Source organism: Vibrio sp. 14N.309.X.WAT.E.F5 (assembly GCF_030397615.1).
GTDB lineage: Bacteria > Pseudomonadota > Gammaproteobacteria > Enterobacterales > Vibrionaceae > Vibrio > Vibrio lentus.
Window position 1 is genome coordinate 1 of record NZ_JAPNXR010000005.1, and the last position, 25,676, is coordinate 25,676.

Sequence of the window (25,676 nt, forward strand, 5' to 3'; positions counted from 1 at the left end):
CATGCTGCCTAGATTGTTTTGAGCTAGCGCATGCCCTTGCTCAGCGGCCTTTCTATACCAAGACACCGCCTCTTTATAATCTTGAGAAACACCTGTGCCATCGGCGTACATCCATCCTAAATTGGTTTGGGCTCTCGCATACCCCTGCTCTGCGGCCTGTCTATACCAAGACACCGCCTCTTTATCATCTTGGGAAACACCTCTGCCTTCGTCGTACATCCACCCTAAGTTAGTTTGAGCGCTCGCATCACCCTGCTCAGCGGCCTTTCGATACCAAGACACCGCTTCTTTATAGTCCTGAGAAACACCTCTGCCTTCTTCGTACATAACGCCTAGATTGTTTTGAGCTCTCGCATGTCCTTGCTCAGCGGGCTTTCTATACCAAGACACCGCTTCTTTGTTATCTAAGGAAACACCGATGCCTTTTTCGTACATCCATCCTAAGTTAGTTTGAGCTCTTACATACCCCTGTTCAGCGGCCTTTCTATACCAAGACACTGCTTCTTTGTCATCTTGAGAGACACCTCGGCCTTTTTCGTACATCCATCCTAAATTGTTTTGAGCTCTAGCGTACCCCTGCTCAGCGGCCTTTCTATACCAAGACACCGCCTCTTTATCATCTTGGGAAACACCTCGGCCTTCGTCGTACATCCATCCTAAATTGTTTTGAGCTCTAGCGTACCCCTGCTCAGCTGCCTTTATATACCAAGACACCGCCTCTTTATCATCTTGAGAAATACCTCGGCCTTCTTTATACATCCATCCTAAGTTAGTTTGAGCTCTCGCGTACCCCTGCTCAGCGGCCTTTCTATACCAAGACACTGATTCTTGATAATCTTGGGAAACACCTCGGCCTTCGTCGTACATCCATCCTAAATTGGTTTGAGCTCTTGCATACCCCTGCTCTGCGGCCTTTCTATACCAAGACACCGCCTCTTCATAATCTTGGGAAACACCTCTGCCTTCTCTATACATCCATCCTAACTTAGTTTGAGCTCTCGCGTACCCCTGCTCAGCGGCCTTTCTATACCAAGACACTGATTCTTGATAATCTTGGGAAACACCTCGGCCTTCGTCGTACATCCATCCTAAATTGGTTTGAGCTCTTGCATACCCCTGCTCAACGGCCTTTCTATACCAAGACACTGCTTGTGTATCGTCCTGAGATACACCTTTTCCTTCTTCATACATAACGCCTAGATTAAATTGACCATGAGCGTCCCCTTGCTCTGCCTGTTGAAAGTATGCAGCTTTTTTTGCTTCAATATCTTCTTGATGTCGATCTTGAGTGCACCCAGCCAAGCTAATAGAAACTATTAAGAAAATTAAAATTCGCATCTCTGACTCTGTTGTATAAGTAATAATTATTATTTATGTGTGTAACTTGTGATTTCCACAAAATCTATGACAAGTAGTAGCAAAGTCGCTATAGCGACCTTTAAATAGCAAGTAATAAGATAATGCGATCTTCTCTTTGTGACTTTTTATAAAATCAATAAGTTAGAAGAAAGTCAATCGAGTGAATTGCTTATTGTTGCATATGTTGAATATTTACTGCGTTTGAGTGAATTCTAGTCGGGAAAGGCTCGTCGCTAAATTGTGTAGAGTATTCAATCTGTCAAATAAACGGGCAGGGATGTGACAGTCGAGAATCAACCGACTCGACTATTGAGAAGTTAACTAGGAATAAGTTATTGAGGGTCAAACTTAACAAGTTCAGTAGCTGAAACTCCTGTGTTGCGTACATAACGAGTCACAAAGTTGTGCCCCCCTCACGCATAACACAACTAGCTCCCCTAATGACTCACCGACGTCGAAAACAGGTTGATAATCACCACACCTGCAAGAATCAAAGCGATGCCAATGATCGCGAAGATATCGAGTTTTTGTCCGTAGACTAGCCAAGACAGAGCTGCGACTAACACAATCCCTGCACCACACCAAATCGCATACGCCACACCTAAAGACATAGTTTGAACCGTGAGAGACAACAGATAGAAAGCAAAGCCATAACCGACTAGCACTGCGGCAGTCGCGGGTAAAGAAGTAAACTGTTGCGTTTTAGGTAATAGAGAAGTCGCGGCAACTTCAAGCATAATGGCAAGTGACAGCATCACAGGAGGCGGGAGAGATAAAAGCATGTTTAAGTCCACAACAATAAAATACGGCGCTCAGAATATTGTAGTTTTATTTCCGATTCATGCGATTTTCAGCAAGTAATTATTATGATGCACCTTAAAAATTCTTAGGTGTAATTCTCGATTAAAACGCAGAACAGATATACAAAAGAGCCCTACAGCATCATGTGTAGAGCCCTGTTTTTTAATAAGAAAATAAGTTAATCAGCTAACAATCTAAATAGATTAATTTGCTGATGATGAGCCTCTTAGGATATCGCGCTTCACTTCACCTTTAAGGTCGGTCAGGGTTTGTTGGTCGATATCAATCAAGAAGTGGTCACTTGCTTGGCCTGTTGCGAATTTTTCAAGAATCACGAACAAGCTACCAAAACGAGAGCGGAACACTTCACCAACGGTATACTGGCCAAGATCACCTAGCTCTGAATCCACCGTGCCATCAAACTCGGCAAGCTCACGGCTTAGCAGTTCGTATTGGCGCAGCTGTGTTTCACCGATATCACGGAATGCCAGTTCGTCTGCGTTACGTAGTCGATAGAAGTCTGTCGCTAGTAGCTCACCGCTCCACTCTGCAAAGTCAGTTAAGCTTAACCCCTCAGTAGATGCCAAAACCTCAGCTTCTACTTTGGCAGCCTGCCAGTCTTGTTGGAATTGCTCGTAGTCATCCACACCATTTTCAACGCAAGTTCCTACGTCATAGCCCAGTTCATTTGCTAGCTGACAAACCGTAAAATTGGTTTCTAGCTGAGACATGATCATCATCTCTTCACCGTTCATGTGCATGATCATTTCACGCATTTCGATTGGCCAATCACTAGGAAGGAAACGCAGACGCGTTAATTCACGGATATGCCAGTCAGTCAGTTCGTAGTAGCTCTCTGAATCCAGAATATCTTTGTTCCAGATCTTAGCTTCTGCATCAGGATCTCCATTCGCAGCTTGAGTAAGGTATGCATGCTCTTCTTCGTAGTGACTAAACAGTTCGTTGTAACGAGCCACTTGGTCAATCACTACGGTTTCAACTTCGATCTGGTTATCAGGGCGAATGTTCAGCAGCTTGTAAGCTGGGATGTAACCCGCTAACGATGGCGCTTGGATATTAAAGAGCGTGTGCTGAACACCATCGATATTGAAGCTTTTCTTACCTGTATCGTTAAAGTGCATGTGACCGCCAACGTGGATGTTTAAGCCCGTTGCAGCCAATGCTCGACTGGTATTGTCATCCGGTTCACGCGCTAATTGATGACTACCTTCACCAAACAGATCTTCAATCTCTTCAGAAGCACCGTTATAGAAATCAGTCATTGGGAAGTGTGAGAAAGAGACAAGCGTCTTGTTCTGCTCTTTCGCTGCTTTTACCACATCAGAGATCCAATCGATCACGTGTTCTTTGTGAGTCAGCATCATGTTATAGCCAGCGCTGCTTGAACCATCAAACGTGTCGCCATCGACAGAGTTATCAGACGAGTTTTCTTTAGGGCGATAGACATTCGCATCAATGGCCAATAACCACAGTCCTTTAACTGGCTCAACTAAGTAGCTGGTATCAGGTACTTCAGAACAACTTGTATAGCCACTCTCTTTGTAACTGCCACCTGTGCCTTCATAACAGATCTCGTACATACGTTGGTCAAAAGCCGCTTCTTCTTTGGCTAAATCATAGCTGTAGTTGGCACGAGCTTCGTCACTACTGTAAGGCGTTTCAAAGTAGAGATAATCTTGCTGAGGATAGAAACCGTGAGTGCCTAAGATACCCATGATCTCTTCATAGCCCCATTCACGAACTTCTTCAGTACAAATGGTTGCTAGGTTATCGCCGTCACCGGGAATGGTTGTCCACTCATCTTCATAGCCAACACACTCTTCTTTACCCCGACTATAAATACGTTGGTTCTTACCCCCTTCCCCCAAAAAGTCCGACTTACCCGCAGGGATAGTAAATGGCCTCACTGGATCGTGGTTGCCAGGCGCTGCAAAAAACTCAAGGCCGTACGTGTCACGATAGTGGTCAAAAATGCTCACTAATCCACGCATATGTACTGGCTGACCGTCGTCACTGAAGTCCCCCGGCAGTGCTACGTACTTCACACCGCGCTCAACCACATCATCAAGCGCTGCGATCATCGCGAAATAGTTTTCGTTGAATAGACGGGTAGAGTTCATCTGAGACTCCATCGTTCTGATCGTTGCATTCTTACCACTGATTGCATTAGGTAACCCTTCGAACGAGCCGTCCTGAAAATCACCGTAAACATCATGAAAATGGATATCAGGCATGAACGCCACTTGCACTGCGCTATCCATATTGCCGCTGTCATCACTTGGCGAACTTGAATTGCAACCGACCAAAGCTGTTGCTATCAAGCCTGACAGTACGGTCAATGTACTCTTTTTCATTTTCTCTTCCCAAAAAGTTAGAACTCAAAATTTGGCGAGGAGATTAGGTGAGAAAAATGACAGTATTGTTTCTGATATCTTACAAAACGTCGCGTACAGAGTGCTTATGCGACATTGCTTCAATCCTTAAAATTCAATTGGTTAATAACGATCATGAGTATTGATGACTCTACCGTACGAATCAGTTATTAATATATAAGCTGCCATAAGACAACCACTCAAACATCAATGGTAGCTATGCATTCAGACTATTTGGATAAGTAGCCCTCCATCAAAAATCGGCTCGATCCGAATAAAGTAATCACTGGGAAAACAGATCAGCTTTCCATACCCATTATTACAAATACGTAATAATCATTTTCTATTTAAGGGGATTATCAAAACACGCACTCACACCTATACTAGCTCCAACAAAACGAGAGAGCGGAAACAATTAAGCTCAACTACGCTTAACGGGTTGAATTTAATTGCACGGTTATCCGCTGTACTGACATATATAGGAAACATCCAATGACAATCGAAATTAAACCTGGTCAAACTCATATCAAATCAAAAGCAATGGTTGCATGGGCAGCTGGCGAGCCACTAAAAATGGAAGAAGTTGATGTACAACTTCCTAAAGCTGGTGAGGTTCTAGTTCGCATCGTTGCTACTGGTGTTTGTCACACTGACGCATTCACATTATCAGGTGACGATCCAGAAGGTATCTTCCCTTCAATCCTTGGTCACGAAGGTGGCGGTATCGTTGAGATGATCGGCGAAGGCGTTACAAGTGTTGAGATTGGCGACCACGTTATCCCACTTTACACAGCTGAATGTGGCGAATGTAAGTTCTGTAAATCTGGTAAAACTAACCTATGCCAAGCGGTTCGTGAAACGCAAGGTAAAGGCCTAATGCCAGACGGTACAAGCCGCTTCTCTATCAATGGCGAAACAATTTTCCATTACATGGGTTGCTCTACTTTCTCTGAGTACACAGTACTTCCAGAAATCTCTCTAGCGAAAGTAAGCAAAGAAGCACCGCTTGAAGAAGTTTGTCTTCTAGGTTGTGGTGTAACAACGGGTATGGGCGCGGTACTGAACACAGCTAAAGTTGAAAAAGGCGACAACGTTGCTGTATTCGGCCTAGGTGGTATCGGTCTATCTGCAATCATTGGTGCTCGCATGGCTGGTGCTGACCGCATCATCGGTGTTGATATCAACGAGAGCAAATTCGAGCTAGCAAAACAGCTTGGCGCGACTGACTGCATCAACCCAACTAAATTCGACAAGCCAATCCAAGACGTTATCGTTGAGATGACAGACGGTGGTGTTGAGTACTCTTTTGAGTGTATTGGTAACGTAAACGTGATGCGTCAAGCACTTGAGTGCTGCCACAAAGGTTGGGGCGAATCAGTAATCATAGGTGTTGCGGGTGCAGGTCAAGAGATCTCAACTCGTCCATTCCAACTAGTGACTGGTCGTGTATGGCGTGGTTCTGCTTTCGGTGGTGTTAAAGGCCGCTCTGAGCTTCCAGAAATCGTTAACCGCTACATGGCAGGTGAGTTTGGTCTTCAAGAGTTCATTACTCACACTATGGGTCTGCAAGACGTAAACGAAGCATTCGACCTAATGCACAAAGGTGAATCTATCCGTACTGTTCTACACATGGATAAATAATTCTCCTTGGCCTCGATTCTTTCGAGCATCGAGGCCAAAGTTATAAATGAAAAGCAACAAACTGTCTTCACCACCTCCTGCCCGGTGGGTGGTGAAACTTTAAGTGATATAGAGAAATTTACTCCCAAAACCATCAACCTAACGGAGCACAATAGATGACAATCGAAAACATTAGCCAAGCAAAGGTTGCTGGTGGTTGGCACAAACAATACACCCACTTTTCTGCAACGCTTGACTGCAACATGCGTTTTGCGATTTTCTTGCCGCCTAACGCAAGCAAAGAAAACCCAGTTCCTGTTTTGTATTGGTTATCAGGCTTAACCTGTACCGATGAAAACTTCATGCAAAAAGCCGGCGCGTTCAAAGCCGCGGCTGAGCAAGGCATTGCTATTGTTGCACCTGATACAAGCCCACGCGGCGAAGGCGTTGCCGACGATGAAAGCTACGATCTCGGCCAAGGTGCAGGCTTCTATGTGAATGCCACTCAAGCACCATGGGACAGCCATTACCACATGTACGATTACGTGGTAACAGAGCTTCCAGCATTGATTGAATCTTTCTTCCCAGTAACGTCTGTGAAATCCATTTCAGGTCACAGCATGGGCGGACACGGTGCCCTAACGATTGGTATCAAAAACGAAGATAGCTACCGTTCTATCTCGGCATTCAGCCCAATCACCAACCCAATGCAATGCCCTTGGGGACAAAAAGCATTCAACCAATATCTAGGCTTAGATATTGAAGAGTGGAAGCACTACGATGCCTCTGAGCTTCTAAAAACCAAAGGCACTAAGCTGCCAATGTTGGTTGACCAAGGTGAAGCCGATAACTTCTTGATTGAGCAACTTAAGCCTGAGCAATTAGTCGAAGCGGCTAAGGTAACCAATGCCGATTTAGAGCTACGTATGCAGCCAGGTTACGACCACAGCTACTACTTCATCTCTAGCTTTATTGATGAGCATATTGAGTTCCACGCTGCTTACCTAAACAAGTAGTCACACCGATTTAGCCCACACCTTGCAAAAGCGTGAGGTGTGGGCTTTTTTGTGCCTGCTGTTTGGGCAAATACGCTGTTACTAAAGAGCAGTAACAACGATTAACACTTTCAAATACCCCGCTATACCAACAAAAAACAATACAACTAAAAGGTACGACTATGAGCTGGTTTTTCTTAATGATGGGCGTGATGGCGGAAGCACTTTCTCACGTAGCACTTAAAGCAACCGACGGTTTCAGTTTGTCTAAACCCATCCCTGCTCTATTAGTGATTTCAGGACATTTGGCGGCATTTCTATTTTTGAGCCAAGCCATGAAAGGGATGCCTGTAGGTGTGGTTCACTCTTTATGGGCGGGCTTGGCTATCGTAACCGTGAGCTTGATTTCTACGTTTGTTTACCGCCAGCACCTCGATACTATGGTGTGGGTTGGTATGTTATTTGTGGCAGCAGGTGTTGTGATGATCAACCTATCTCAAGGCCACTCGCACTAGTGTAGATGGTGACTTATTAACAGTGTGTCAATTCATTCAAACTTCCTAACAGACAGGTGTCGCCTTCACTTATTCATACTCTTACAATCAGCAAATCAAACCTGTTACCATAGCGCCTTCAACATCACCTATTTTGAAGGTTGCTATGAAAGCAATTAAGACTCTTTTCTTCCTGATGGTTTTACTGAGCGGTCTGTTTACCGCTTGGCTGTTTATCCCAATTCCAGCGACCATGGACAAGCAAACGCTCGATGTTCCATTAACGGAACCGTTCAAGCTTGTAGCGTACCGCAGCAACCCGAATGATGCGAGCAAGCCGCTGACTTACCACTACTATGTGATTTCAGATGTGGTTGGCGTGGACGACATGGACCCGTTTCTGATTACCACAGACCAATTCGTGAAACTTGGCGAATTCGACGAGAACACGTTCAATTTAACGGTTAATGGCAAGATTGAGAGCTACACCAACGATTTGTGGATCAAAAAATCTGACGGTAAGCTTCAGCACTGGTACGTGAGTATCGATGCGAACTATGTTCGTTAGCGTCGAACCCAAATAGACCCGATTTAAAACTGCGCTTTGGCTTCCAAGCGCAATTTTTGTTTCAAGCCGCCCGCTTTACACTCTCCCTCACTTTTTACCCATCATTGCCGTGCTCTTAAAAATGCTACTAGCAGAGCGGGTGTTATAAGCTCATGAGATACGATAAGCTCCACCTATGCTCGACTCCCTATAAATCAAAAATAATAAAGGATCACTAGTGGAATTTACGCTCGACAAATTTAACGGCATCATCATTGACCCAGCAACAGCCCCTCACGATGCTGATTCATTCAATGCCGAACTCAGCGAGATCACCGAATTTTCAAATCAGAATAACAAAGGCATCATTTGGATTAGCTTACCTATTTCACTCTCGCACCTTATTCCGGTGGCGACTGAACTTGGCTTTGTGTTTCACAACTGTCTAGAAGACGAGATTACGCTGATCCACAAATCTGAGATTGTCGAGTTTGTGCCTTTCATCCCCACCCACACCTTGGGTGCAGGCGCATTGATCACTAACGAACACAATCAAGTGCTGATGATTAAAGAGCACGGTATGACTGGCTACAAGTTACCTGGCGGCCATATTGAGTTGGGTGAAGGCATTGAAGAATCGGTGGTTCGTGAAACCTTGGAAGAGACAGGTATCGAGGCAAGGTTCGTTTCGGTGGTTGGCATGGCGACAAGACACCCGTATCAATTCGGTAAATCAAACCTCTACTTTATTTGTCACCTTATCGCTAAAACTCAAGAGATCGCGATTCAAGACACTGATGAAATTGCAGAAGCCAAATGGATTGATGTTGAAGAGTATATTAACAACCCCGACAGCTACCCGTTCAACCGCCAATTAGTCGGTTCTCTGATAGGAAAGCAAGGCTTGGAACTCACTCAGCTAGAAGGCAACTATGGCCCTGTCCACAAGCCCGAGATCTTCTTTTCGCAAAGCTAGAACGATTAAGACATAAAAACGCCCAACTCAAATGAATTGGGCGTTTTGGTTTTGCTTTCACTTTTTATTTTTCTTGATTAAGCCGACTGCGTTGTTAGTTATTATTCATTCCCTCAACTATCTAGCACTTAAAGCTAATCCGTCTTAGAACATATCTTTTTTAGAAAAATCCTAGTGGATTGGTATCGTAGCTGATCAGCAGGTTCTTCGTATTTTGGTAGTGGTCGAGCATCATCTTATGTGTCTCACGGCCAATGCCCGATTTCTTGTAACCACCAAACGCGGCATGAGCTGGGTACGCATGGTAACAATTCACCCAAATACGCCCCGCTTCAATGTTACGACCCATGCGATACGCTAGATTTGCATCACGTGTCCACACGCCTGCACCCAAGCCATACTCGGTATCGTTAGCTATTTCTAACGCTTCCGCTTCGTCTTTAAACGTCGTTACTGCGATAACAGGGCCGAAGATCTCTTCTTGGAATACACGCATCTTGTTGTGTCCTTCCAGCATGGTTGGCTGAATGTAGTAACCGTTGCCGAGATCATCTGGTTGTTGCGCAATTTCACCACCTGTCAGCACTTTCGCACCCTCTTGACGACCGATTTCTAGGTAGCTCAAGATCTTATCAAACTGCTCTTTTGAAGCTTGTGCGCCCACCTGAGTATCGGTATCTAACGGGTTACCTTGTTTAATAGTTTGAGCACGCTCGACCACCTTGGCGATGAACTTGTCGTATACCGATTCATGAATCAACACACGTGATGGACACGTACACACTTCACCTTGGTTGAAGAACGCAAGCAGCATGCCTTCGACACACTTATCAAGGTATTCGTCTTCATGGTTAAAGATGTCTGGGAAGTAGATGTTTGGAGACTTACCGCCAAGCTCAACCGTTGATGGAATCAAACTTTCAGCCGCACATTTCAGGATATGGTGGCCGACCTCTGTTGAACCAGTAAACGCCAGCTTCGCCAAACGATCGCTGGTTGCTAACGCTTGACCCGCTTCGCTACCAAAACCATTCACGATGTTGACCACGCCTGCAGGTAGAAGATCAGCGATCTTCTCCATCATCACCAAAATCGATGTCGGTGTTTGCTCGGCTGGCTTCATCACCACACAACAGCCCGCAGCAAGTGCTGGAGCCAGTTTCCAAGCCGCCATTAAAATCGGGAAGTTCCAAGGAATGATCTGCCCCACCACACCAATAGGTTCTGGGAAGTGGTAGCTTGCGGTGTTTGAATCTAGCTCTGCTGCGCTGCCTTCTTGAGCTCGAATACAGCCCGCAAAGTAACGGAAGTGATCGACAACCAAAGGAATGTCTGCTGCCAAAGTTTCACGCACAGGCTTGCCGTTTTCCCACGTCTCGGCGACTGCGATTTCTTCTAGGTTCGCTTCAATGCGGTCGGCAATTTTAAGCAGAATGTTCGAACGCTCAGTCACACTGGTCGAAGCCCAACTTGCACGAGCAGCATGCGCCGCATCGAGTGCCAAGCTAATGTCCGCCTCGGTTGAGCGCGCCACTTGGCAATACACCTGACCATTCACTGGGGAAGTGTTATCAAAATACTCGCCGCTAACAGGCTTCACCCACTCACCACCGATAAAATTATCGTATTGCGCTTTAAAGTTAACCACTGCGTTATCACTACCCGGCTGTGCGTAAATCATAGTTAGATCCTTCTTAGATTTTTAGTCGTTATTCATTCGTTGTTGAGATTATGTTGTCGAGCTTGCATGGCGGCTTCCCTTGAGAAGAGATCACGTGAGAAGAAAGCTCGTAAGAAGAGAGCCACCATGTTTATACTTTCTGTTTAAAACACTGATACTTCGTGTTTTCTTCACAACAGTAACAACGCAAATCACACGCCAGAACTTCAAAACTTGTTGTTGATAAATTGTAAAACTATGATTACCAAACGTTTACAACCCAAAGTGAGTTGGTATTGAACGGACGTCTGGAAAGCACTCCAGTGTTCAACTGTTCCAAATTGGTACACCCTCACTGTTACGACATGGAACAGTCATGCACCTTCAACAAGCAAACACCTCAGATTGGCTTTCGTCTTCTTGGCACCGCAGCACAGAAGCGGGTCTAAAACAGAGACGACTTCCCGAAGACATTCGCCTGCCACAATCGATTCTTAAACAGCGACGTCATCAATCTTCGAGCTTAATTCAAATAGTCGAACGTAATGCTCTACCTCTGTTTAATCAGATGTTTGCACGCACCGACAGTCGTTTGATTCTGACCGACATTGAAGGGGTGATTCTGGCGAGTTGGGGACAGGAGCGGTTTAAAGAGAAGCTGACATCAATTGCACTCAGCTCGGGAGCGTGTTGGCAGGAACAACTTAAGGGCACCAACGCGATTGGCACCGCGATTGTTGAAGCGAAACCCGTATCCATCATTGGCGAACAACACTTCATCCACCAGCATCGATTTATCAGCTGTTCAGCAAGCCCGGTGTTTGATCATCAAGGTCAAATGGTTGGCGTACTGGACATCACCAGCGAGCAGCAACAACACGACAGCTCAGTGCAATTACTGGTTCAAAATATGGTTCAGCTTGTTGAGAACCAGCTACTGAGTCACATCCCACAAGGCACCACTCGAATCGATCTCGCGTGTGAGAAATCTTTATTACACAGTGGTTGGCAAGGGATAGTGATAGCCAATGAAGCTGGCGAGGTAGTAGCGCACAATCAAGTCGCCTCTCAGCTGCTGGATCAAACCTCGATCGTCGGCGAATGCATAGATACCCTGTTCAATCGAACTTCATTAGATACACCTTTTGTGTTTGAGAAACAACACCTCAAACAACCAACCGTAAAACGCACTCGCTCTATTTCAGCATCGTGCGATTTGCACCATGGCGAACAAAAGATAGAGCACGCTTGGCAGCAAGCTAATAAGGTTATTGATAAAGGGATCAGCCTATTAATCCTAGGAGAAACAGGGGTCGGAAAAGGCGAATTTGTTAAAGCATTACACAAGCAAAGCCAACGCAAATCTTCGCCCTTAGTGGCGGTAAATTGTGGTGCACTACCGAAAGATCTTATCGAATCAGAACTGTTTGGTTACGCGCCGGGGGCTTTTACGGGCGCAAGCCACAAAGGTTTCCAAGGCAAGATCCGACAAGCAGATAAAGGCATTCTATTTTTAGATGAGATTGCCGACATGCCATTGAAGGCTCAATGTCGATTGCTCCATGTTCTGCAAGACAAATCGGTAGTGCCTGTGGGTTCGAACCAAAGCTACCAAGTCGATTGTCAGATCATCGCCGCGACTCATAAAAACTTAGAACAGTTGGTCGCTACGGGGGAATTTCGACAAGATCTCTTTTACCGCCTGAATGGCTTGGCCTTTACTCTGCCAAGCTTGCAACACCGACAAGACAAGCACGCCTTAATCGAGCACATTCATCGTAACTACGCAGAAGACGAACAGACAATCTGTCCGCACTTAATGAGCTTACTGTGCGCTTACTCATGGCCCGGTAATATCCGCGAGTTAGACAATTTACTTATGGTCGCAGCCCTACTCGCGAGTGATGAACCACAGCTCACCTTAGCGCACGTGCCTAGCCACCTTGCTCAACATCTCACGTCGTTAGCACACGATAATCAGCATCAACTAATAACTCCTAATGCCATCAAAGGTACAGCGCATTCCGATTTAAGAAGTACCGTTGAAAAAACCTTGCTACAAACCTATCAAGCGAACCAAGGCAACATCAGTAAGACATCTCGAATACTGGGCATCAGCCGTAATACCATTTATCGAAAGCTGAAAAGTTTAGGCATTCTTCAATAAAACATGAACAATGATTTGGATGCTCTAATTAAGCATCCAAAGTAGAAACACACACTTTATAAGTGGATATACTGTGCTTCGGACCAAATTAAAGCGTGAGTAAAGTCACATAATAAGTAATCCATATTCAGGACACCCTCAAACTACAACCTCTTGATTTACCGAAAAATAAATATCATTAATAAATTTAAAAGATCAATGAATACAAATAGCTAATGAAATACTAACGGCCATTTGCTTACCTTATAGAACCCGCCTTCAAGATATAAATCTGAGCACTATGCAATCCTATTTATAATTTTGATCACCCTATTCTTTTTGTGTTCATTATTTTGAATTTTCCATTCACTTATCTTGTTTAAAATCTCGGGGAAATTACCAATATTTGGCTATAGGGATCATATGTTTAACAGTATACGTACGCGAATTGCGGTGAGTGCAGGTGGAGCAATGGCTTTCACTCTGTTGATCGCAATGGGCATGACCACCAGCGCCTTTACCGATGTGAACGAACAAGTCACTGAAAAAGTAAAGACGCAGCTGACAGACGCCACAACGACAGATTTGCAAAACACAGCCATTCAACAAGGTTTGAACATTGCTAACCAACTTGATCCTGTACTAGCAAACCTTAAGCAAGCACGATCCATTATCGAATTAAGTTCAGAAACCAACGCAAGCGCAGACCTTATCGTTAAACAGTTTACTGCCGCCTTGGAAGCACAAAACAAAGCTGTATTTGCTGGCTACATGGTTTGGGAGAACAAGACTTGGCCACAACAAACCGATCTGAATAACGAGATCAGCTTGGACACCGAATTAGGCTTTAACAGTCAGGGCTACCTTGCGCCTTTCTTCTCTCCAAATGATCAGAACAGCTTTGACGCCGTCGCAATGGAGAGCTTCAGCAATACCGAACTCAACAGCAATGGTGAGCGCAAAGATGACTGGCACTTAATGCCATACCAAACCGGTAAGACATTTGTGATGGAACCGTACTTCTATCCAGTTCGCGGTAAACAAGAGCTCATCACTACCATCAGCCAACCAATCAAACAAGACGGGAAAATCATTGGCTCAATTGGTTTTGATTTGTCTTTGTTTGAGCTTCAAAGCCAAAGCGAATTGCTTGCACGTAACTTGTTTGATGGCGAAGGAAAAATCCTTATTACATCATGGAAAGGCATAACTCTCGCCAACAGCCGAGCTGGAAACATGGTGGGTAAAAGAGTCTCTTCTGAATTGGAATCGGAATGGTCGACAATTCAATCTATCGCTAAACGAGAAGGGGCTGGTCTTGTTAATTTCGGCGGCGATGAGTACGCAATTACAGCAATTGATACCAGTGATGCTCCTTGGGTAGTCATGGTATCCGTTCCCAGTAGTCACCTTACAAAAAGCGTCGACGGTTACACGCAATGGAGTGATGCACAGAATTCAAAAGCACTTGAAAAAGGTGTGTGGGCGGGGATCATCGCAGCTATTCTAGGTATTGCCTCAATGGCATTCATTGCCAATTCTCTGGGCAAGGTTCTAAACAACTTAGTGGAGCGCTTTAAAGATGCAGCACAAGGCGAAGGTGACTTAACTTACCGCATTGAAGTGAAAGGAAAAGATGAAACTGCTCAGCTTGCACACTGGTTCAATACCTTCCTATCTCGTATGCAAGAGATGCTACTTACCGTGATGGTAACGGCCGACCAAGTGGATAAAAACGCAACAGAAGGCCAAGCTCGTGCTGAAGTTTCACGTGACCAGTTGAACTCTCAGGTTAACGAGGTGAACTCACTTGCAACCGCGATCAATGAAATGAGTGCAACTGCGCAAGAAGTGGCAAGTTCAGCGGTTCAAGCAGCAGCGGCAGCAAGCCAAGTGCAAAGTAATAGTCTCAATGGCATGACACGCATGGACAATGCCGCCAGCGCGGTAGACAGCTTGGCTGTGCAGGTTAACGATGCGCAGCAACAAACACAGAACCTAGTCGATTCGAGCACTGCTATTCAGGGTATCTTGAGCGAGATTGGTGGTATTGCAGAACAAACAAACCTACTAGCGCTTAACGCTGCGATTGAGGCTGCACGTGCGGGTGAAGCAGGACGAGGCTTTGCTGTCGTGGCAGATGAAGTACGTAACCTCGCAAATCGCACTCAAGGCTCGACAGAAGAGATTCGCTCGATGCTGGCTCGCCTAGAGCAAGAGACTCAATCTATCGTGATATTGATGGAGCAAAGCCAGAAGCAAGCGAACGATACCAAAGGCGAAACCCAAGCTGCACACCTCGCCTTGTCTGAAATCAACCAAGCAATTGAAGTGATTAACGATATGAACAATCAGATTGCTTCGGCTGCCGAAGAGCAAAGCTCAGTGTCAGAAGAGATTAACCGCAATGTAGTGATCATCAATGACACCGCTGTGGAAGTGATGGACACCATGACATCATCAGTAGCAATCAGTAACGAACTGACCGTAAAAGCTGGAGATTTACACGGAGAATTGAGTAAGTTTAAGCTCTCTTAACGCACGTTCAGTCTTCCATAAAAATAAGGCCGAGAAACGCAATGTTCTCGGCCTCTTCATTTCTTAATTCCCGCTCAGCTTCAAACTCATCGATTGCAGTTCATCTATTAGATTTTACCGAACCAAGCTCGCCTAACAAAGCTACTCAGAATCCAACTCGACAAGTTGATTGAGCACTTCTTTGTCTAACACGGGGTGATGTTTGCTCGCTAAGATCAGCACAATATCCACTGCCGGTAACGGCGGCATATCTTCAAGTATTTTCAAATCCGGAGTCACACTGAGCTTACCCATTGCACCAATGGCTAAACCCGCTTTAACAATGGCACGTTGCGCCGAAGCGGTATTACTGCACGCCAACAACTGATAAGGCGTACCCTGCTTAGTTAAACCATTCACTGCTGCAGCATGATATTTGCAGTCCGTTTGAAACAAGGCTAATGGAACAGGCTTGGAACCATCAAACGCATAATCAGGGCTACTAATCCAAACCCCAGTATCACTGGTGAGCCAATGCCCCTCTTCGCTGTCGGGAGCTCGAGTGACAATCGCCGCATCGAGTCGACCATCATCCAGCCACTCTCTCAGCGTAATGCTCGGCAGGCTAAATACTTGAATAGAACAGGTGGGCTCCGCTTTCTGCAACAGGCGAATGACTTTCGGCAGAATGGTGTCGTTATAGTCTTCAGGGCAGCCGAGTCTCAGAGGCTTTTTGTCTTCATAACGCTTTACTTGCTTTAGCGCGGTATTGTGGAGGGCGACCAACTGTTCGGCATGAGAACGCAGCGCTAAGCCCGCTTCAGTCAGTATTAAATTACGTCCTTCTTTTTGGAAAAGAGTCACGTTGAGTTCTTCTTCCAACTTTCGCATCTGAGCACTAAATGCCGATTGGGTGCGATTGATCTGTTTCGCAGCGCGCGTAAAGCTACTGGTTTCTACAAACGCGAGAAAGCCTCGCAACGCATCAATGTCCATATTGAAATCACCACCCATCGTTTTTATTAATGTATTGCATCAAAATTATCCGTTAGTACGCCGCAATACAATCCCCTAAGCTCAAATGCATGCCCCTAGGCTCAATACATACCCACTAAACGCAAGGAAGCAACTATGCAGCTTTATATTGGAAACCAGAACTACTCAACTTGGTCACTGCGCGCATGGCTGATATTCGACAACTACAACCTGAATGCGGAAATCATCAAGCTCAAGCTATTCACGTCTGATTTTTACGACACACTAGCTTCAGTGACACCAACAGCCAAAGTTCCAACCCTGGTTGACGGTGACGTTGCGGTGTGGGATTCACTGGCGATTCTTGAATACGTTAACGAAGCTTACTTGGACGGCGCAGCATGGCCTAAATCAGTGAAAGAACGCGCCCATGCCCGAGCAATTTCTGCAGAGATGCACTCTGGATTTTTTGCCGTAAGAAATGAAATGCCGATGAACTGCCGCGCTCAACGAAAGCTTGCTTTGAGTGAAGAAGCATTGAAAGACATCGCCCGTATTGATGCCATATGGTCGACGCAAATGGAACAATATCCAGAAGGTTGGTTGTTTGGTGAATGGTCGATTGCCGATGCGATGTTTGCACCTGTGGCATTACGCGTTGAAACCTATGGCATCAAACTTTCAGAGAAGGCATCACAGTATCAACAACGCGTGCTTAACAGCCCATCAATACAGAAATGGTTGGCAGAGGCAAGCTTAGAAACCGATGTGGTTGAAGAGGACGAGGCAGGCGAGACTGTATAAATAGTTAGCAATGAGTCTCGATAAGGGCATCGAGACTCGTTCAATATTAGATGATTAGAAAGCGATTTCCTTACCGGCTATTCTTCAGCAACGCTGTCTTGATGATCATTCGGTTCAAACTCCAAAATATCACCAGGTTGGCACTCTAAAACTTCACACAGCTTATCGAGTGTCGATAGCCTTACCGCTTTGGCTTTACCATTTTTTAATACTGATAAGTTGGCTTCAGTAATCCCAACTTCTTTTGCCAATGTCTTCAATCGCATTTTTCGTTTGGCCATCATAATGTCTAAATTAATGCGGATAGTCATGACAAGTCCTTTAAATGGTTTGGCTATGTTCGTCAGCCAGAATATAACCTTCTTTCATCACCCATGAGATGATCAAAATAATTATACCCAATATCAGTGTTAAAAAGTCCATACCAACAAAACTAATCTCAAAGATACGTTCACCTGGTGGATTATTGAACGACAGAATCACTGACATCAATGAACCATAGATAACTGAACCTAATACCCAATAAAACAGGCTATATCCGAGCTTCTGGTAGGACATTGCGTTTTCTAAAGAGAAGATTTCACCTCGCTCATAGTTACGGAATAAACGTATCAGAACCATCAGTGCGTACATGAGGATGCTCGACATCAATAAGCTTGTGAACGCAGCAACGATTCTTGTTGTCATAGTGAGCGGTAACATCGTGAAATACCCGATGTCGTAGGTAAGATAAAAAATGCCCGTCGCACTAATAAAGTCATAGGGAGTCTCAATTGTTAGCCAGAAGTAACACACCATTATAGGAGTAAGTACAAAAAGGGATTGCAATAGCATACGTACACGTCGGCTTTGTTTTTGGATGTTGGACATACTTAGATTCCTGTTGAATTGACGAAGGGGATATTAAGATCAAAACAAACGATGATCAACAAAAAATTGTCGATAAACGATAATTTTATATCGATTTAAGTTTAGTGACATCAGGCCAATCTAGTGCGTATTCTGTCAATAAATTGAGATAACAACCGCCTGGTTCTAAAAGCTCCAACCCAATAATCCATTTTCATCAGACTTCCATTTACTTCCTAATAATTTGATCGATTGTGATCGCCTAATCACAATGTGCAGATGTGATTGTTTATATTCAACGAAACTCAAATCATTAAGATAAACATCATGTTACGAGCAACGATCGCATTACTCAGCGTGGCCAGTTTCACTGTATCTGCCAATGTCACCCTTCCCTCTGGAGAAGACTGGATCAATCATGCCTCTGAAGGGCTGGCACCTTACTGGCTAATGCCTAGTGCTCAGGGAGAACCGATAGGCAACTTCCCGACGTTTCGTTGTGATGACGGTACCTTGCTCGATGTGTCTGATGTGTGTCCTGAATTAGACAGAGGCTGGATCACTCCCCACTTCGGCAAAGAGTTTACGCGCATGAAATCACGTCAAACTTATGCCTATGGCGTACTCTACCATCTTACCGGAGACAAACAGGCTTTAGCGCTTGCCAAACAAGGCGCCTACTACCTCATTGATCAACTAGAAGATAAGAAAAATGGTGGCTTTATTGGCTACACAAAAGAGGGCAAAGCTGGTCAGAATTGGCAGCAACGTACCTCTCAAGATCAAGCGTATGCACTGGTAGGCCTCGCAATTTATTACTACCTGACGCAAGACAAAAAGGTGGAAGAAGCTCTCATCGCCCAACAAGCGTTTATCTTTGATAAGTATCGACTTAGCGACAACAGTGGTCTTGCTTGGGTACTTGCCGACGGTGAAGATGGAAAAGCCACACGACGTGAATTGGTCGCGCAACTTGATCAAATTAACGGTTACATGCTGTTAGTCGCCCCTTTGCTGAAAGAGCCCACCAAATCAAAATGGCTTGATGACCTAAATTGGCTAACACAAGCTATGATCGACCACTATCACTCTGAAGATGAACAACGCTTCTACGGGGCTATTCACGACAAAGCAGCGATGATGCCGAATGCTAATCACAATGATTTTGGGCACACCATCAAAGCGTATTGGATGACTTATCTGACAGGCCAAACATTGAATAACTCTGAGTGGAAAGAGTTTGGCATCAAAGGGATGAAGCACACCATAGAGCAAGCTCAATACCAGAAAGAGTTCGTGAACGTCTCCCAATATTTTGGCGAGGAACTTCAGAATGCGTGGAATGGACAAGAGATTACAGGTTGGCAAAGCAGGCCAAACACGAATTGGGCGTCATCATGGGAATGGGCAGAGCTAGATCAAGCAGCCATGACGGTATCGCTTGTCGATGGTTCAATGAAAGACATCCTGCAATACACGCTACCGACCTTTCATGATGTGTGGGTTGATCATAAGTACGGTGGCGTAGGGCTTGAACCTAAACGCACTAAGGCTTTCCATTGGGGTAATGGCTATCATCAATTCGAACATGCGTTGATTGGTTATTTGTATGCTCAGCAAGTTGACGCTAAACCCGCGGTCTTGCATTACGCAAGGCCAACCAACAGCAAGATGCCAATGGAACCTTACTATTATCAAGGTGATGTGGTGGAGTTGGAGAACCTAGGCGATGGAACGCAGAAGGTCAGCTTCAATAACATTCGACCTTAGCGTCTGATACTCACTCGTCGATACTTTTAGCAGAGGTTAACCGTTAAGACGGAAGATATGAGTCACTAGTCGTTAGCAAAGCCTGAGAAGAAAGAAGCTTTTCAGGCTTTTGAAATACAGTCGAACGCATTTATTGGTAGGGTTTGAAATTAATCTTTAAGCAAGTAAACCTTATCGGTTCTCAATTGAGAGGGAACAAGGCATTGCGAAAATCATTTCTTCTTGTTCTGCTCAACCAGCTTTTCATTCCACGCTACGTTGCCGTCTCGCTTGCTAACATCATACTCAGAACAAAACTGCGATATGGTCATGTTGTTGTCGCCAGTTGCTAGCTTTAGCGCTAACTGCACTTGCTGGAGCTTGCTTTGCAGACGAAGGTTTTGACCTGCCTTTGGGCTTTTTTCTTTAGCAAACTTTAAAGCAGCATGTTTACGTTCGGCAGCTCCCGCTCGGCGATCCGCTTCTGATAGTAGATATTTTAGCTGCGCGACACTCTTGCCCTTCTTAAAGGCAGGCTCAAGCAACTCAACGCATTCATCAAATGATGGATTTATAACATATGGATCAATTCTATGCGCTTGTTGGCGCATCCACTCTAGCGCGAGCTTTTCATCTGACATTTTGCGATCTTTACCAATAAAACAGCCGTACATGGTATCGCTCAATAGCAAACCGCTGCAATAAAAAGTTGAGCAAGTTTTGCCTTTTTAACGAGTACTTGTCGTCAGGTATCAATAACGACAAATCGGACAGCTGCTCTAGCCCCGCTACAAAGAGCCAAACTTGACGCTATTGATACCTCTTTCGGCCTTTCTAACGCATTACAAACAGCTCTTCGTGATAATTCTGCTCAACATTGAACTTGCACGCATCCAGTTCTTTTTTAAGCGATGTTGAAAACCGCTCTGGCCCGCAGAAATACAGTTCAGAATCGTTTAAATCACCACACTGGTGAGCAATGCGTTCAGCGTTTAATCGAGGTGAGTGCAAGGTATCTATCACGTTCAACTTCACTCCGACTTGATGTGCAAGGTGCCATAACTCATCCACCAAATGTTCATCGACACCACGAGTGCAATAGAATAGCTCGATGCGAGTGTGAGTCTTCTCTGTTTTGAGCGCTTCAAGCGTTGCAAAAAACGACGCTATCCCGACACCACCAGCAATCCAAATTTGTGGCTTACTTAGGTCAAACTCAAGTCGCCCATAAGGCCCTTCCACCGTAACCGCATCGCCCGCCTTTACTCGCTCATAAAGACCATTCGTAAAGTCACCCAACTCTTTAATCAAGAAACGCAGTTCTGAATCTTCGCTACCTGAAACAATAGTAAACGGATGAGGATCTTCATTACCAAAACGTAAGTACGCAAACTGCCCTGCTTTGTGTCCTCGCCAAGATGTATCGGGCTTTAGCACCAACTCCATCACTTCGGCTTGTGGAAAATATCGAGTGGAGGAAACAGCAGCAGAGTGACGATTACGACGCCCTACAAAACCCAACAAACTATAAATCGCTGCGATAGACCCAACTAAAGCAAATGCCACCGTTAGGTAATAAATAGGCTGGCCCCAATAGGCATGTTTGAGAAGTAATACCGAGTGAAAAGCGATCAATAGGTACGCGACCGACATCAGGCGATGTGACAGTTTAAACGGTTTGTATTTCACAGCCGCCCACAACGACGCTACCAGTAAGACGAGTAATAAGTAAAAGCCCCACTCTCCAATGTTTTCAGCAAAACCGTGTAGTCCATTGACCCACGCCTCCCAACCAGACAAGGTTCTTGCAGGGCCTGAACCGTCATGACGAACAGGTTTCGCCAACACACCTGACATCACTAGCCACTTAGGGATCTGGTACCACAACCAGTGCGTCACACCCAATGCAACGCCACCGATACCCAACCATTTGTGGACTCGATACGCTTTATCCATACCTTTGAGCCAATTCTCAACCATAGGTAGACGCATCGCCAAGATCATGGTGATGGACATTAACATCAGAGACAAAATACCCGAGTACTGAATCATGTCCGAGCGCCATTCAAATACGTTGCTTGAAGCGAAGAGTTGCGGTTCCATCGCAAACCAAAAGGCTGACATTGTGGCAATCATTGCCCAGATGATATTGCGGACTGTTTTCATTTTTTAACACTCATAAAGACGACATCATTACTTTAGCGTGCGTGATGTAAAGCGACGTCAACATGCGTAAATCTATGCAAAGAGACAAGCTCAACTGATCGATAACGGATGCTTCTGCGTAAATATGGTTTGGCTAATGAACACGTTCGTCGATAACAATGGGAAGCAAAAAAGACATGAAGGACATGACCCTTTCAAGACAAGATATTCAAACAATGGATCAGAGAGAACGCGCTCGCTTAATCAACTCCTTATCGGGATTCAAAAGCGCAAACCTAATTGGTACGTGTGATAAACAAGGACTAGAAAACCTTGCTGTGGTGAGCTCGGTGGTTCATTTAGGGTCGAATCCACCTTTATTCGGCTTCATAGTTCGACCAGCAGAAAGTCGTCGCCATACATTAGAGAATATCCTAGAAACTCAGCACTTCACCATCAACAGCATCGGCGCTGATTTTGTTCAAAAAGCGCATCAAACTTCGGCTCGTTATCCAAAGACGGCATCCGAATTCAAAGCCGTCGGCCTCACGCCCTACTATGACGACATGTTCCCCGCACCATTTGTTTTGGAAAGCAGTCTCAAAATAGGGTTAGTTTTGAAAGAACAGATATCGATTGAGAGCAATCAAACGCAAATGTTGATTGGAGAGGTCATTACGATTCAAGCACCCAAACGTGCCGTGATGCCGGATGGCTACCTTGATTTAGAAGCGCTGGATTTAGTCACGATTTCAGGGCTAGACAGCTACCATGTCACCCAAAGGCTTCACCGCTTAAGTTATGCCAAGCCAGACAAATCTCTGTTTCCGCTGACTCGTGAAGGAAACCCAACCTCATGGGAAGCTCGTGAGCTCAATTTAAGCTAATTTTGTTCGGTAATTTAGTCACAAAGGTGTTAACTTTCTCAGCTTAACTCAGTGCACACACAACGATCTGAGCTACATCTACCGCCACTTCCAAGGACTCTTTTGAAGTTAACTCACTTTAAGTACAAGACTCGCAAAGGCCCAGATTATCGGCATGGCGATCAGGTGTCATTCATGGACATCAAACAGACCTTCGGTATGGGCAGCATTCGTGTGGGTGCTTGGGTCACTAAAGAAGAGAAAGAACTCGCTGCGAATCTGATATTCGATTCGTTGGCAGACTTGGCTTACATCCTGGCTTTGCCACCAGAAGCAATTGGCTTACGTGGCACATTAGGCTTAGCGTTCGGCAGTGGTGGCAGAAAGGGTGTACAAGCACACTACGCACCAAATCAAAGAGAGTTAGCCCTCGCTAAAAACGCAGGTGCTGGTGCGTTAGCGCATGAGTTCTGGCATGCGTTTGACCACTACATCGCCGAAAAGGCGTTTGAGATTGGTGACACCTCCGGTCCTCGCAAACAAATCTTGTTCGCCAGTGACTGTTGGCTACACGATAGAAAGGTACGACCTCATCCATTAAACGAGAGTTTGATGTCTGTGTTCGATGCCACACTACTCAGTGACAACAACCTAGATAAACACGACTACGTTGCACGCAGTGTTATTGCAGACAAGGCAACGTCTGCCCGCTACTTCTCACTACCAACAGAAATGATGGCGCGAGCCTTTGAAGCTACGATTGAATCCTGTTCAGATATCGAGAATTCTTACTTAGTCGATGGCACGACCAAGCCGGATATGTTCCCTCTCTATCCAGACCTCAAGCATCGCAAAGAGATTTATGAAGCGCTTCAAGGTTATTTCGCGCCGTTGGGTCGATCTCTAAGTAAGTAACGTTCGAGTCGTCAGAGGTTAGAGATGATCCATCAGCGAAAAGTGTTTATAGTCCAGACACAAACTTCAACATCCATGATTTAGAGGCAGTAATGATCAGTTGGCCATCTTTGGTAAAACTCGACGGTGATGATGAGCTTATTTACGTCGCATCCGAACACGAATTTCAAGCAGAATGCTCAGATATGATCTTGGGCGAAGATGATTACCTCATCGATTCTGAAGGCGACAGCTATTCGCTGCAATCAAGCTCAAATCAACTGTCTCTAGCTAAACGAGCTAAGCAGTATTCAGTTGAAAACGTGACTAAGCTGATTCGAAATCACGAGTTCCAGAAAGCTGAAGTGTGCCTAATGAAGATCCACTTCCTAACTATCGAAGAAGCGATTCAGTCTTTGGCTTTTGAGCCTCGCTAATACTGCCTAAGAGCTCGTATCAAAGCTAATTCCCAAGACAGATTAAACAAAAACAGCGCCAATTCAGGCGCTGTTTTTGTTTGTTATTTAGCTATCTCAAAGAAAGCTAATTCATTAAGCGATAAAAATCTGTGCCAGTGCGTAGCCTAAACAACATGCGCCGACTACACCGATTAAACCCACCGACATGAATGAGTGGTTGAAATACCACTTACCAATCTTGGTGGTGCCAGACACATCAAAGTTAACCGTTGCGATATCTGATGGGTAGTTCGGGATGAAGAAGTAGCCGTAAACTGCTGGCATCAAACCGATAAGCAGTGCTGGATCTAATCCTAAACCAAGGCCAACCGGTAGCATCATACGTGCCGTCGCGGCTTGCGAGTTCACCACAACTGATACGATGAATAGCGCTAGTGCAAACGTCCATGGGTAATTCGTTACCATTTCCACGATGCCAGATTTGAACTGAGGCATTGCGTATTGGAAGTAAGTATCCGACATCCATGCGATACCGAAGATAGCAATCGCCGCCACCATACCCGATTTGAATACCACACCATTTGGTACATCACGTGGGTCAGTTTTGGTTGCCAGCAAGATGATACCGCCGAAACAGAGCATCATCATTTGGATGATCACTGACATCTTGATTGGCTTGTCGCCGTCTACAATGGTTCTGATCTCTGGCACCATCGCTACGATAACAATCACCACAATCGACAATAGGAAAATCAATACTGCATTACGAGCCGAAGTTGGCAGTACTTCATCCAAAGACGTCGCGGTGGTGCTTTCGATACGTTTTTTCCACTCAGGATCTTTTAGACGCGCTTGATATTCAGGATCGTCGTTCAGTTCTTTACCGCGTTTCAAGCTATACAGAGAAAGCAAAAGTGTGCCGAAAAGCGTTGCAGGAACCGTCACCATCAAAATCGAAAGCAGAGTAATAGAGTGTTGGATATCAGAAAGTTGTGCGAGGTAATACACCACTGCTGCCGAGATTGGAGATGCAGTAATCGCCAGTTGAGAGGCAACAGACGCAGCTGCCATCGGGCGCTCAGGACGAATACCATTCTTCAACGCAACATCGCCGATGATTGGCATAATTGAGTAAACCGCGTGGCCAGTACCCAATAGGAAAGTCATCGAGTAAGTCACGAACGGTGCTATCAAGGTGACGCGTTTCGGGTTCTTTCTCAGCACCCTTTCGGCAACTTGAAGCATGTATTTCAAGCCACCCGCCGCTTCGAGGATCGAGGCACAAGTAACAACAGCGAGGATGATCAGCATTACGGTGACAGGTGGAGACGTTGGTGGCATCTTGAAGACAAACACCTCGATAACCAAGCCAATCCCAGAAACAACACCTAAGCCGATACCGCCATACCGAGACCCGATATAAAGTACGACTAATAAAAATAGAAACTCAAAATACAACATAAGCAA

General features: G+C 45.2%; 21 protein-coding genes and 1 pseudogene. 12 read left to right on the forward strand and 10 right to left on the reverse strand.

The annotated features are described in order from the left end of the window. The 3 genes and pseudogenes from OW495_RS07535 to OW495_RS07545 form a co-directional block, all read right to left on the reverse strand. Positions 1-1,338, reverse strand: a pseudogene (locus OW495_RS07535) (cobalamin biosynthesis protein CobT); the annotation flags it as partial. A gap of 458 nt (positions 1,339-1,796) precedes the next feature. After that, positions 1,797-2,141 (reverse strand): multidrug efflux SMR transporter, encoded by a 345-nt coding sequence (locus OW495_RS07540; protein ID WP_102362659.1) that lies wholly within the window; start codon positions 2,139-2,141, stop codon positions 1,797-1,799. 222 nt (positions 2,142-2,363) lie between these two features. After that, positions 2,364-4,535 (reverse strand): metallophosphoesterase, encoded by a 2,172-nt coding sequence (locus tag OW495_RS07545; protein ID WP_289885860.1) that lies wholly within the window; start codon positions 4,533-4,535, stop codon positions 2,364-2,366. A gap of 510 nt (positions 4,536-5,045) precedes the next feature. Here OW495_RS07545 and OW495_RS07550 point away from each other — a divergent pair. The 5 genes from OW495_RS07550 to OW495_RS07570 all read left to right on the forward strand — a co-directional run bounded on the left by OW495_RS07550 (position 5,046) and on the right by OW495_RS07570 (position 9,185). Continuing rightward, entirely contained in the window at positions 5,046-6,194 is a 1,149-nt protein-coding gene (locus OW495_RS07550) for an S-(hydroxymethyl)glutathione dehydrogenase/class III alcohol dehydrogenase (RefSeq protein WP_012601124.1), read from the forward strand. A gap of 155 nt (positions 6,195-6,349) precedes the next feature. Beyond that, entirely contained in the window at positions 6,350-7,189 is an 840-nt protein-coding gene (gene fghA, locus OW495_RS07555; RefSeq protein ID WP_017099111.1) for an S-formylglutathione hydrolase, read from the forward strand. 161 nt (positions 7,190-7,350) lie between these two features. Then, a complete protein-coding gene (locus tag OW495_RS07560; RefSeq protein WP_012601126.1) occupies positions 7,351-7,683 on the forward strand; it encodes a multidrug efflux SMR transporter in 333 nt (110 codons plus the stop codon). 145 nt (positions 7,684-7,828) lie between these two features. After that, positions 7,829-8,230 carry a hypothetical protein gene (locus tag OW495_RS07565; protein ID WP_102340444.1) on the forward strand — a complete coding sequence of 134 codons (402 nt, stop codon included), beginning with the start codon at positions 7,829-7,831 and terminating at the stop codon, positions 8,228-8,230. Positions 8,231-8,447: 217 nt separating this feature from the next. Next, positions 8,448-9,185, forward strand: a complete 738-nt coding sequence (locus OW495_RS07570; protein WP_102514486.1) for an NUDIX domain-containing protein — start codon at positions 8,448-8,450, stop codon at positions 9,183-9,185. A gap of 160 nt (positions 9,186-9,345) precedes the next feature. Here OW495_RS07570 and OW495_RS07575 read toward each other — a convergent pair whose 3' ends face one another. Beyond that, complete coding sequence (locus tag OW495_RS07575; RefSeq protein ID WP_016785531.1) at positions 9,346-10,866, reverse strand: aldehyde dehydrogenase family protein; 1,521 nt, start codon at positions 10,864-10,866, stop codon at positions 9,346-9,348. 355 nt (positions 10,867-11,221) lie between these two features. Here OW495_RS07575 and OW495_RS07580 point away from each other — a divergent pair, with 355 nt between their 5' ends. Together OW495_RS07580 and OW495_RS07585 are read left to right on the forward strand one after the other, a co-directional pair. Continuing rightward, the gene (locus tag OW495_RS07580) at positions 11,222-13,012 is read left to right on the forward strand and encodes a sigma-54-dependent Fis family transcriptional regulator (RefSeq protein WP_289885861.1); all 1,791 of its coding nucleotides are present in this window, start codon (positions 11,222-11,224) and stop codon (positions 13,010-13,012) included. A gap of 402 nt (positions 13,013-13,414) precedes the next feature. Further along, a complete protein-coding gene (locus OW495_RS07585; protein ID WP_099165848.1) occupies positions 13,415-15,529 on the forward strand; it encodes a methyl-accepting chemotaxis protein in 2,115 nt (704 codons plus the stop codon). Positions 15,530-15,670: 141 nt separating this feature from the next. Here OW495_RS07585 and OW495_RS07590 read toward each other — a convergent pair whose 3' ends face one another. Beyond that, entirely contained in the window at positions 15,671-16,522 is an 852-nt protein-coding gene (locus OW495_RS07590; RefSeq protein WP_102514484.1) for a LysR substrate-binding domain-containing protein, read from the reverse strand. Between the two features lie 117 nt (positions 16,523-16,639). Between OW495_RS07590 and OW495_RS07595 the strand changes: the two genes are divergently transcribed. Beyond that, positions 16,640-17,287 carry a glutathione S-transferase family protein gene (locus tag OW495_RS07595; RefSeq protein ID WP_102514483.1) on the forward strand — a complete coding sequence of 216 codons (648 nt, stop codon included), beginning with the start codon at positions 16,640-16,642 and terminating at the stop codon, positions 17,285-17,287. 77 nt (positions 17,288-17,364) lie between these two features. Here the strand turns inward: OW495_RS07595 and OW495_RS07600 are convergent, their stop codons facing one another. Beyond that, positions 17,365-17,598, reverse strand: a complete 234-nt coding sequence (locus tag OW495_RS07600) for a helix-turn-helix transcriptional regulator (protein WP_017054877.1) — start codon at positions 17,596-17,598, stop codon at positions 17,365-17,367. Between the two features lie 10 nt (positions 17,599-17,608). Beyond that, positions 17,609-18,157 (reverse strand): DUF2975 domain-containing protein, encoded by a 549-nt coding sequence (locus OW495_RS07605; protein WP_102383830.1) that lies wholly within the window; start codon positions 18,155-18,157, stop codon positions 17,609-17,611. Positions 18,158-18,463: 306 nt separating this feature from the next. Here OW495_RS07605 and OW495_RS07610 point away from each other — a divergent pair, with 306 nt between their 5' ends. Beyond that, a complete protein-coding gene (locus tag OW495_RS07610) occupies positions 18,464-19,906 on the forward strand; it encodes an N-acylglucosamine 2-epimerase (RefSeq protein WP_102514482.1) in 1,443 nt (480 codons plus the stop codon). Positions 19,907-20,118: 212 nt separating this feature from the next. Here OW495_RS07610 and OW495_RS07615 read toward each other — a convergent pair whose 3' ends face one another. Together OW495_RS07615 and OW495_RS07620 are read right to left on the reverse strand one after the other, a co-directional pair. Beyond that, positions 20,119-20,526, reverse strand: coding sequence for a hypothetical protein (locus OW495_RS07615; RefSeq protein WP_065206759.1), 408 nt, complete (start codon positions 20,524-20,526; stop codon positions 20,119-20,121). Between the two features lie 193 nt (positions 20,527-20,719). Beyond that, entirely contained in the window at positions 20,720-22,051 is a 1,332-nt protein-coding gene (locus OW495_RS07620) for a ferric reductase-like transmembrane domain-containing protein (protein WP_102514481.1), read from the reverse strand. 176 nt (positions 22,052-22,227) lie between these two features. On the opposite strand from OW495_RS07620, the gene OW495_RS07625 reads away from it, so the two are divergent. From OW495_RS07625 to OW495_RS07635, 3 genes are all read left to right on the forward strand, one after another. Continuing rightward, the gene (locus tag OW495_RS07625; protein ID WP_102514489.1) at positions 22,228-22,917 is read left to right on the forward strand and encodes a flavin reductase; all 690 of its coding nucleotides are present in this window, start codon (positions 22,228-22,230) and stop codon (positions 22,915-22,917) included. Between the two features lie 102 nt (positions 22,918-23,019). Beyond that, positions 23,020-23,811, forward strand: coding sequence for a CLCA_X family protein (locus OW495_RS07630; protein WP_102514480.1), 792 nt, complete (start codon positions 23,020-23,022; stop codon positions 23,809-23,811). Between the two features lie 92 nt (positions 23,812-23,903). Beyond that, a complete protein-coding gene (locus OW495_RS07635) occupies positions 23,904-24,227 on the forward strand; it encodes a DUF4144 domain-containing protein (RefSeq protein ID WP_059018138.1) in 324 nt (107 codons plus the stop codon). Between the two features lie 114 nt (positions 24,228-24,341). Here the strand turns inward: OW495_RS07635 and OW495_RS07640 are convergent, their stop codons facing one another. After that, positions 24,342-25,670 (reverse strand): anaerobic C4-dicarboxylate transporter, encoded by a 1,329-nt coding sequence (locus OW495_RS07640; RefSeq protein ID WP_004732879.1) that lies wholly within the window; start codon positions 25,668-25,670, stop codon positions 24,342-24,344. Positions 25,671-25,676 lie beyond the last annotated feature (6 nt).

What these genes read in the sequence shown, in the direction of transcription:
- OW495_RS07540 (WP_102362659.1), bottom strand. Translation starts at nt 2,141, where the DNA reads ATGCTTTTATCTCTCCCGCCTCCTGTGATGCTGTCACTTGCCATTATG.
- OW495_RS07545 (WP_289885860.1), bottom strand. Translation starts at nt 4,535, where the DNA reads ATGAAAAAGAGTACATTGACCGTACTGTCAGGCTTGATAGCAACAGCT.
- OW495_RS07550 (WP_012601124.1), top strand. Translation starts at nt 5,046, where the DNA reads ATGACAATCGAAATTAAACCTGGTCAAACTCATATCAAATCAAAAGCA.
- fghA (WP_017099111.1), top strand. Translation starts at nt 6,350, where the DNA reads ATGACAATCGAAAACATTAGCCAAGCAAAGGTTGCTGGTGGTTGGCAC.
- OW495_RS07560 (WP_012601126.1), top strand. Translation starts at nt 7,351, where the DNA reads ATGAGCTGGTTTTTCTTAATGATGGGCGTGATGGCGGAAGCACTTTCT.
- OW495_RS07565 (WP_102340444.1), top strand. Translation starts at nt 7,829, where the DNA reads ATGAAAGCAATTAAGACTCTTTTCTTCCTGATGGTTTTACTGAGCGGT.
- OW495_RS07575 (WP_016785531.1), bottom strand. Translation starts at nt 10,866, where the DNA reads ATGATTTACGCACAGCCGGGTAGTGATAACGCAGTGGTTAACTTTAAA.
- OW495_RS07580 (WP_289885861.1), top strand. Translation starts at nt 11,222, where the DNA reads ATGCACCTTCAACAAGCAAACACCTCAGATTGGCTTTCGTCTTCTTGG.
- OW495_RS07585 (WP_099165848.1), top strand. Translation starts at nt 13,415, where the DNA reads ATGTTTAACAGTATACGTACGCGAATTGCGGTGAGTGCAGGTGGAGCA.
- OW495_RS07590 (WP_102514484.1), bottom strand. Translation starts at nt 16,522, where the DNA reads ATGGGTGGTGATTTCAATATGGACATTGATGCGTTGCGAGGCTTTCTC.
- OW495_RS07595 (WP_102514483.1), top strand. Translation starts at nt 16,640, where the DNA reads ATGCAGCTTTATATTGGAAACCAGAACTACTCAACTTGGTCACTGCGC.
- OW495_RS07600 (WP_017054877.1), bottom strand. Translation starts at nt 17,598, where the DNA reads ATGACTATCCGCATTAATTTAGACATTATGATGGCCAAACGAAAAATG.
- OW495_RS07605 (WP_102383830.1), bottom strand. Translation starts at nt 18,157, where the DNA reads ATGTCCAACATCCAAAAACAAAGCCGACGTGTACGTATGCTATTGCAA.
- OW495_RS07610 (WP_102514482.1), top strand. Translation starts at nt 18,464, where the DNA reads ATGTTACGAGCAACGATCGCATTACTCAGCGTGGCCAGTTTCACTGTA.
- OW495_RS07615 (WP_065206759.1), bottom strand. Translation starts at nt 20,526, where the DNA reads ATGTCAGATGAAAAGCTCGCGCTAGAGTGGATGCGCCAACAAGCGCAT.
- OW495_RS07620 (WP_102514481.1), bottom strand. Translation starts at nt 22,051, where the DNA reads ATGAAAACAGTCCGCAATATCATCTGGGCAATGATTGCCACAATGTCA.
- OW495_RS07625 (WP_102514489.1), top strand. Translation starts at nt 22,228, where the DNA reads ATGAAGGACATGACCCTTTCAAGACAAGATATTCAAACAATGGATCAG.
- OW495_RS07635 (WP_059018138.1), top strand. Translation starts at nt 23,904, where the DNA reads ATGATCAGTTGGCCATCTTTGGTAAAACTCGACGGTGATGATGAGCTT.
- OW495_RS07640 (WP_004732879.1), bottom strand. Translation starts at nt 25,670, where the DNA reads ATGTTGTATTTTGAGTTTCTATTTTTATTAGTCGTACTTTATATCGGG.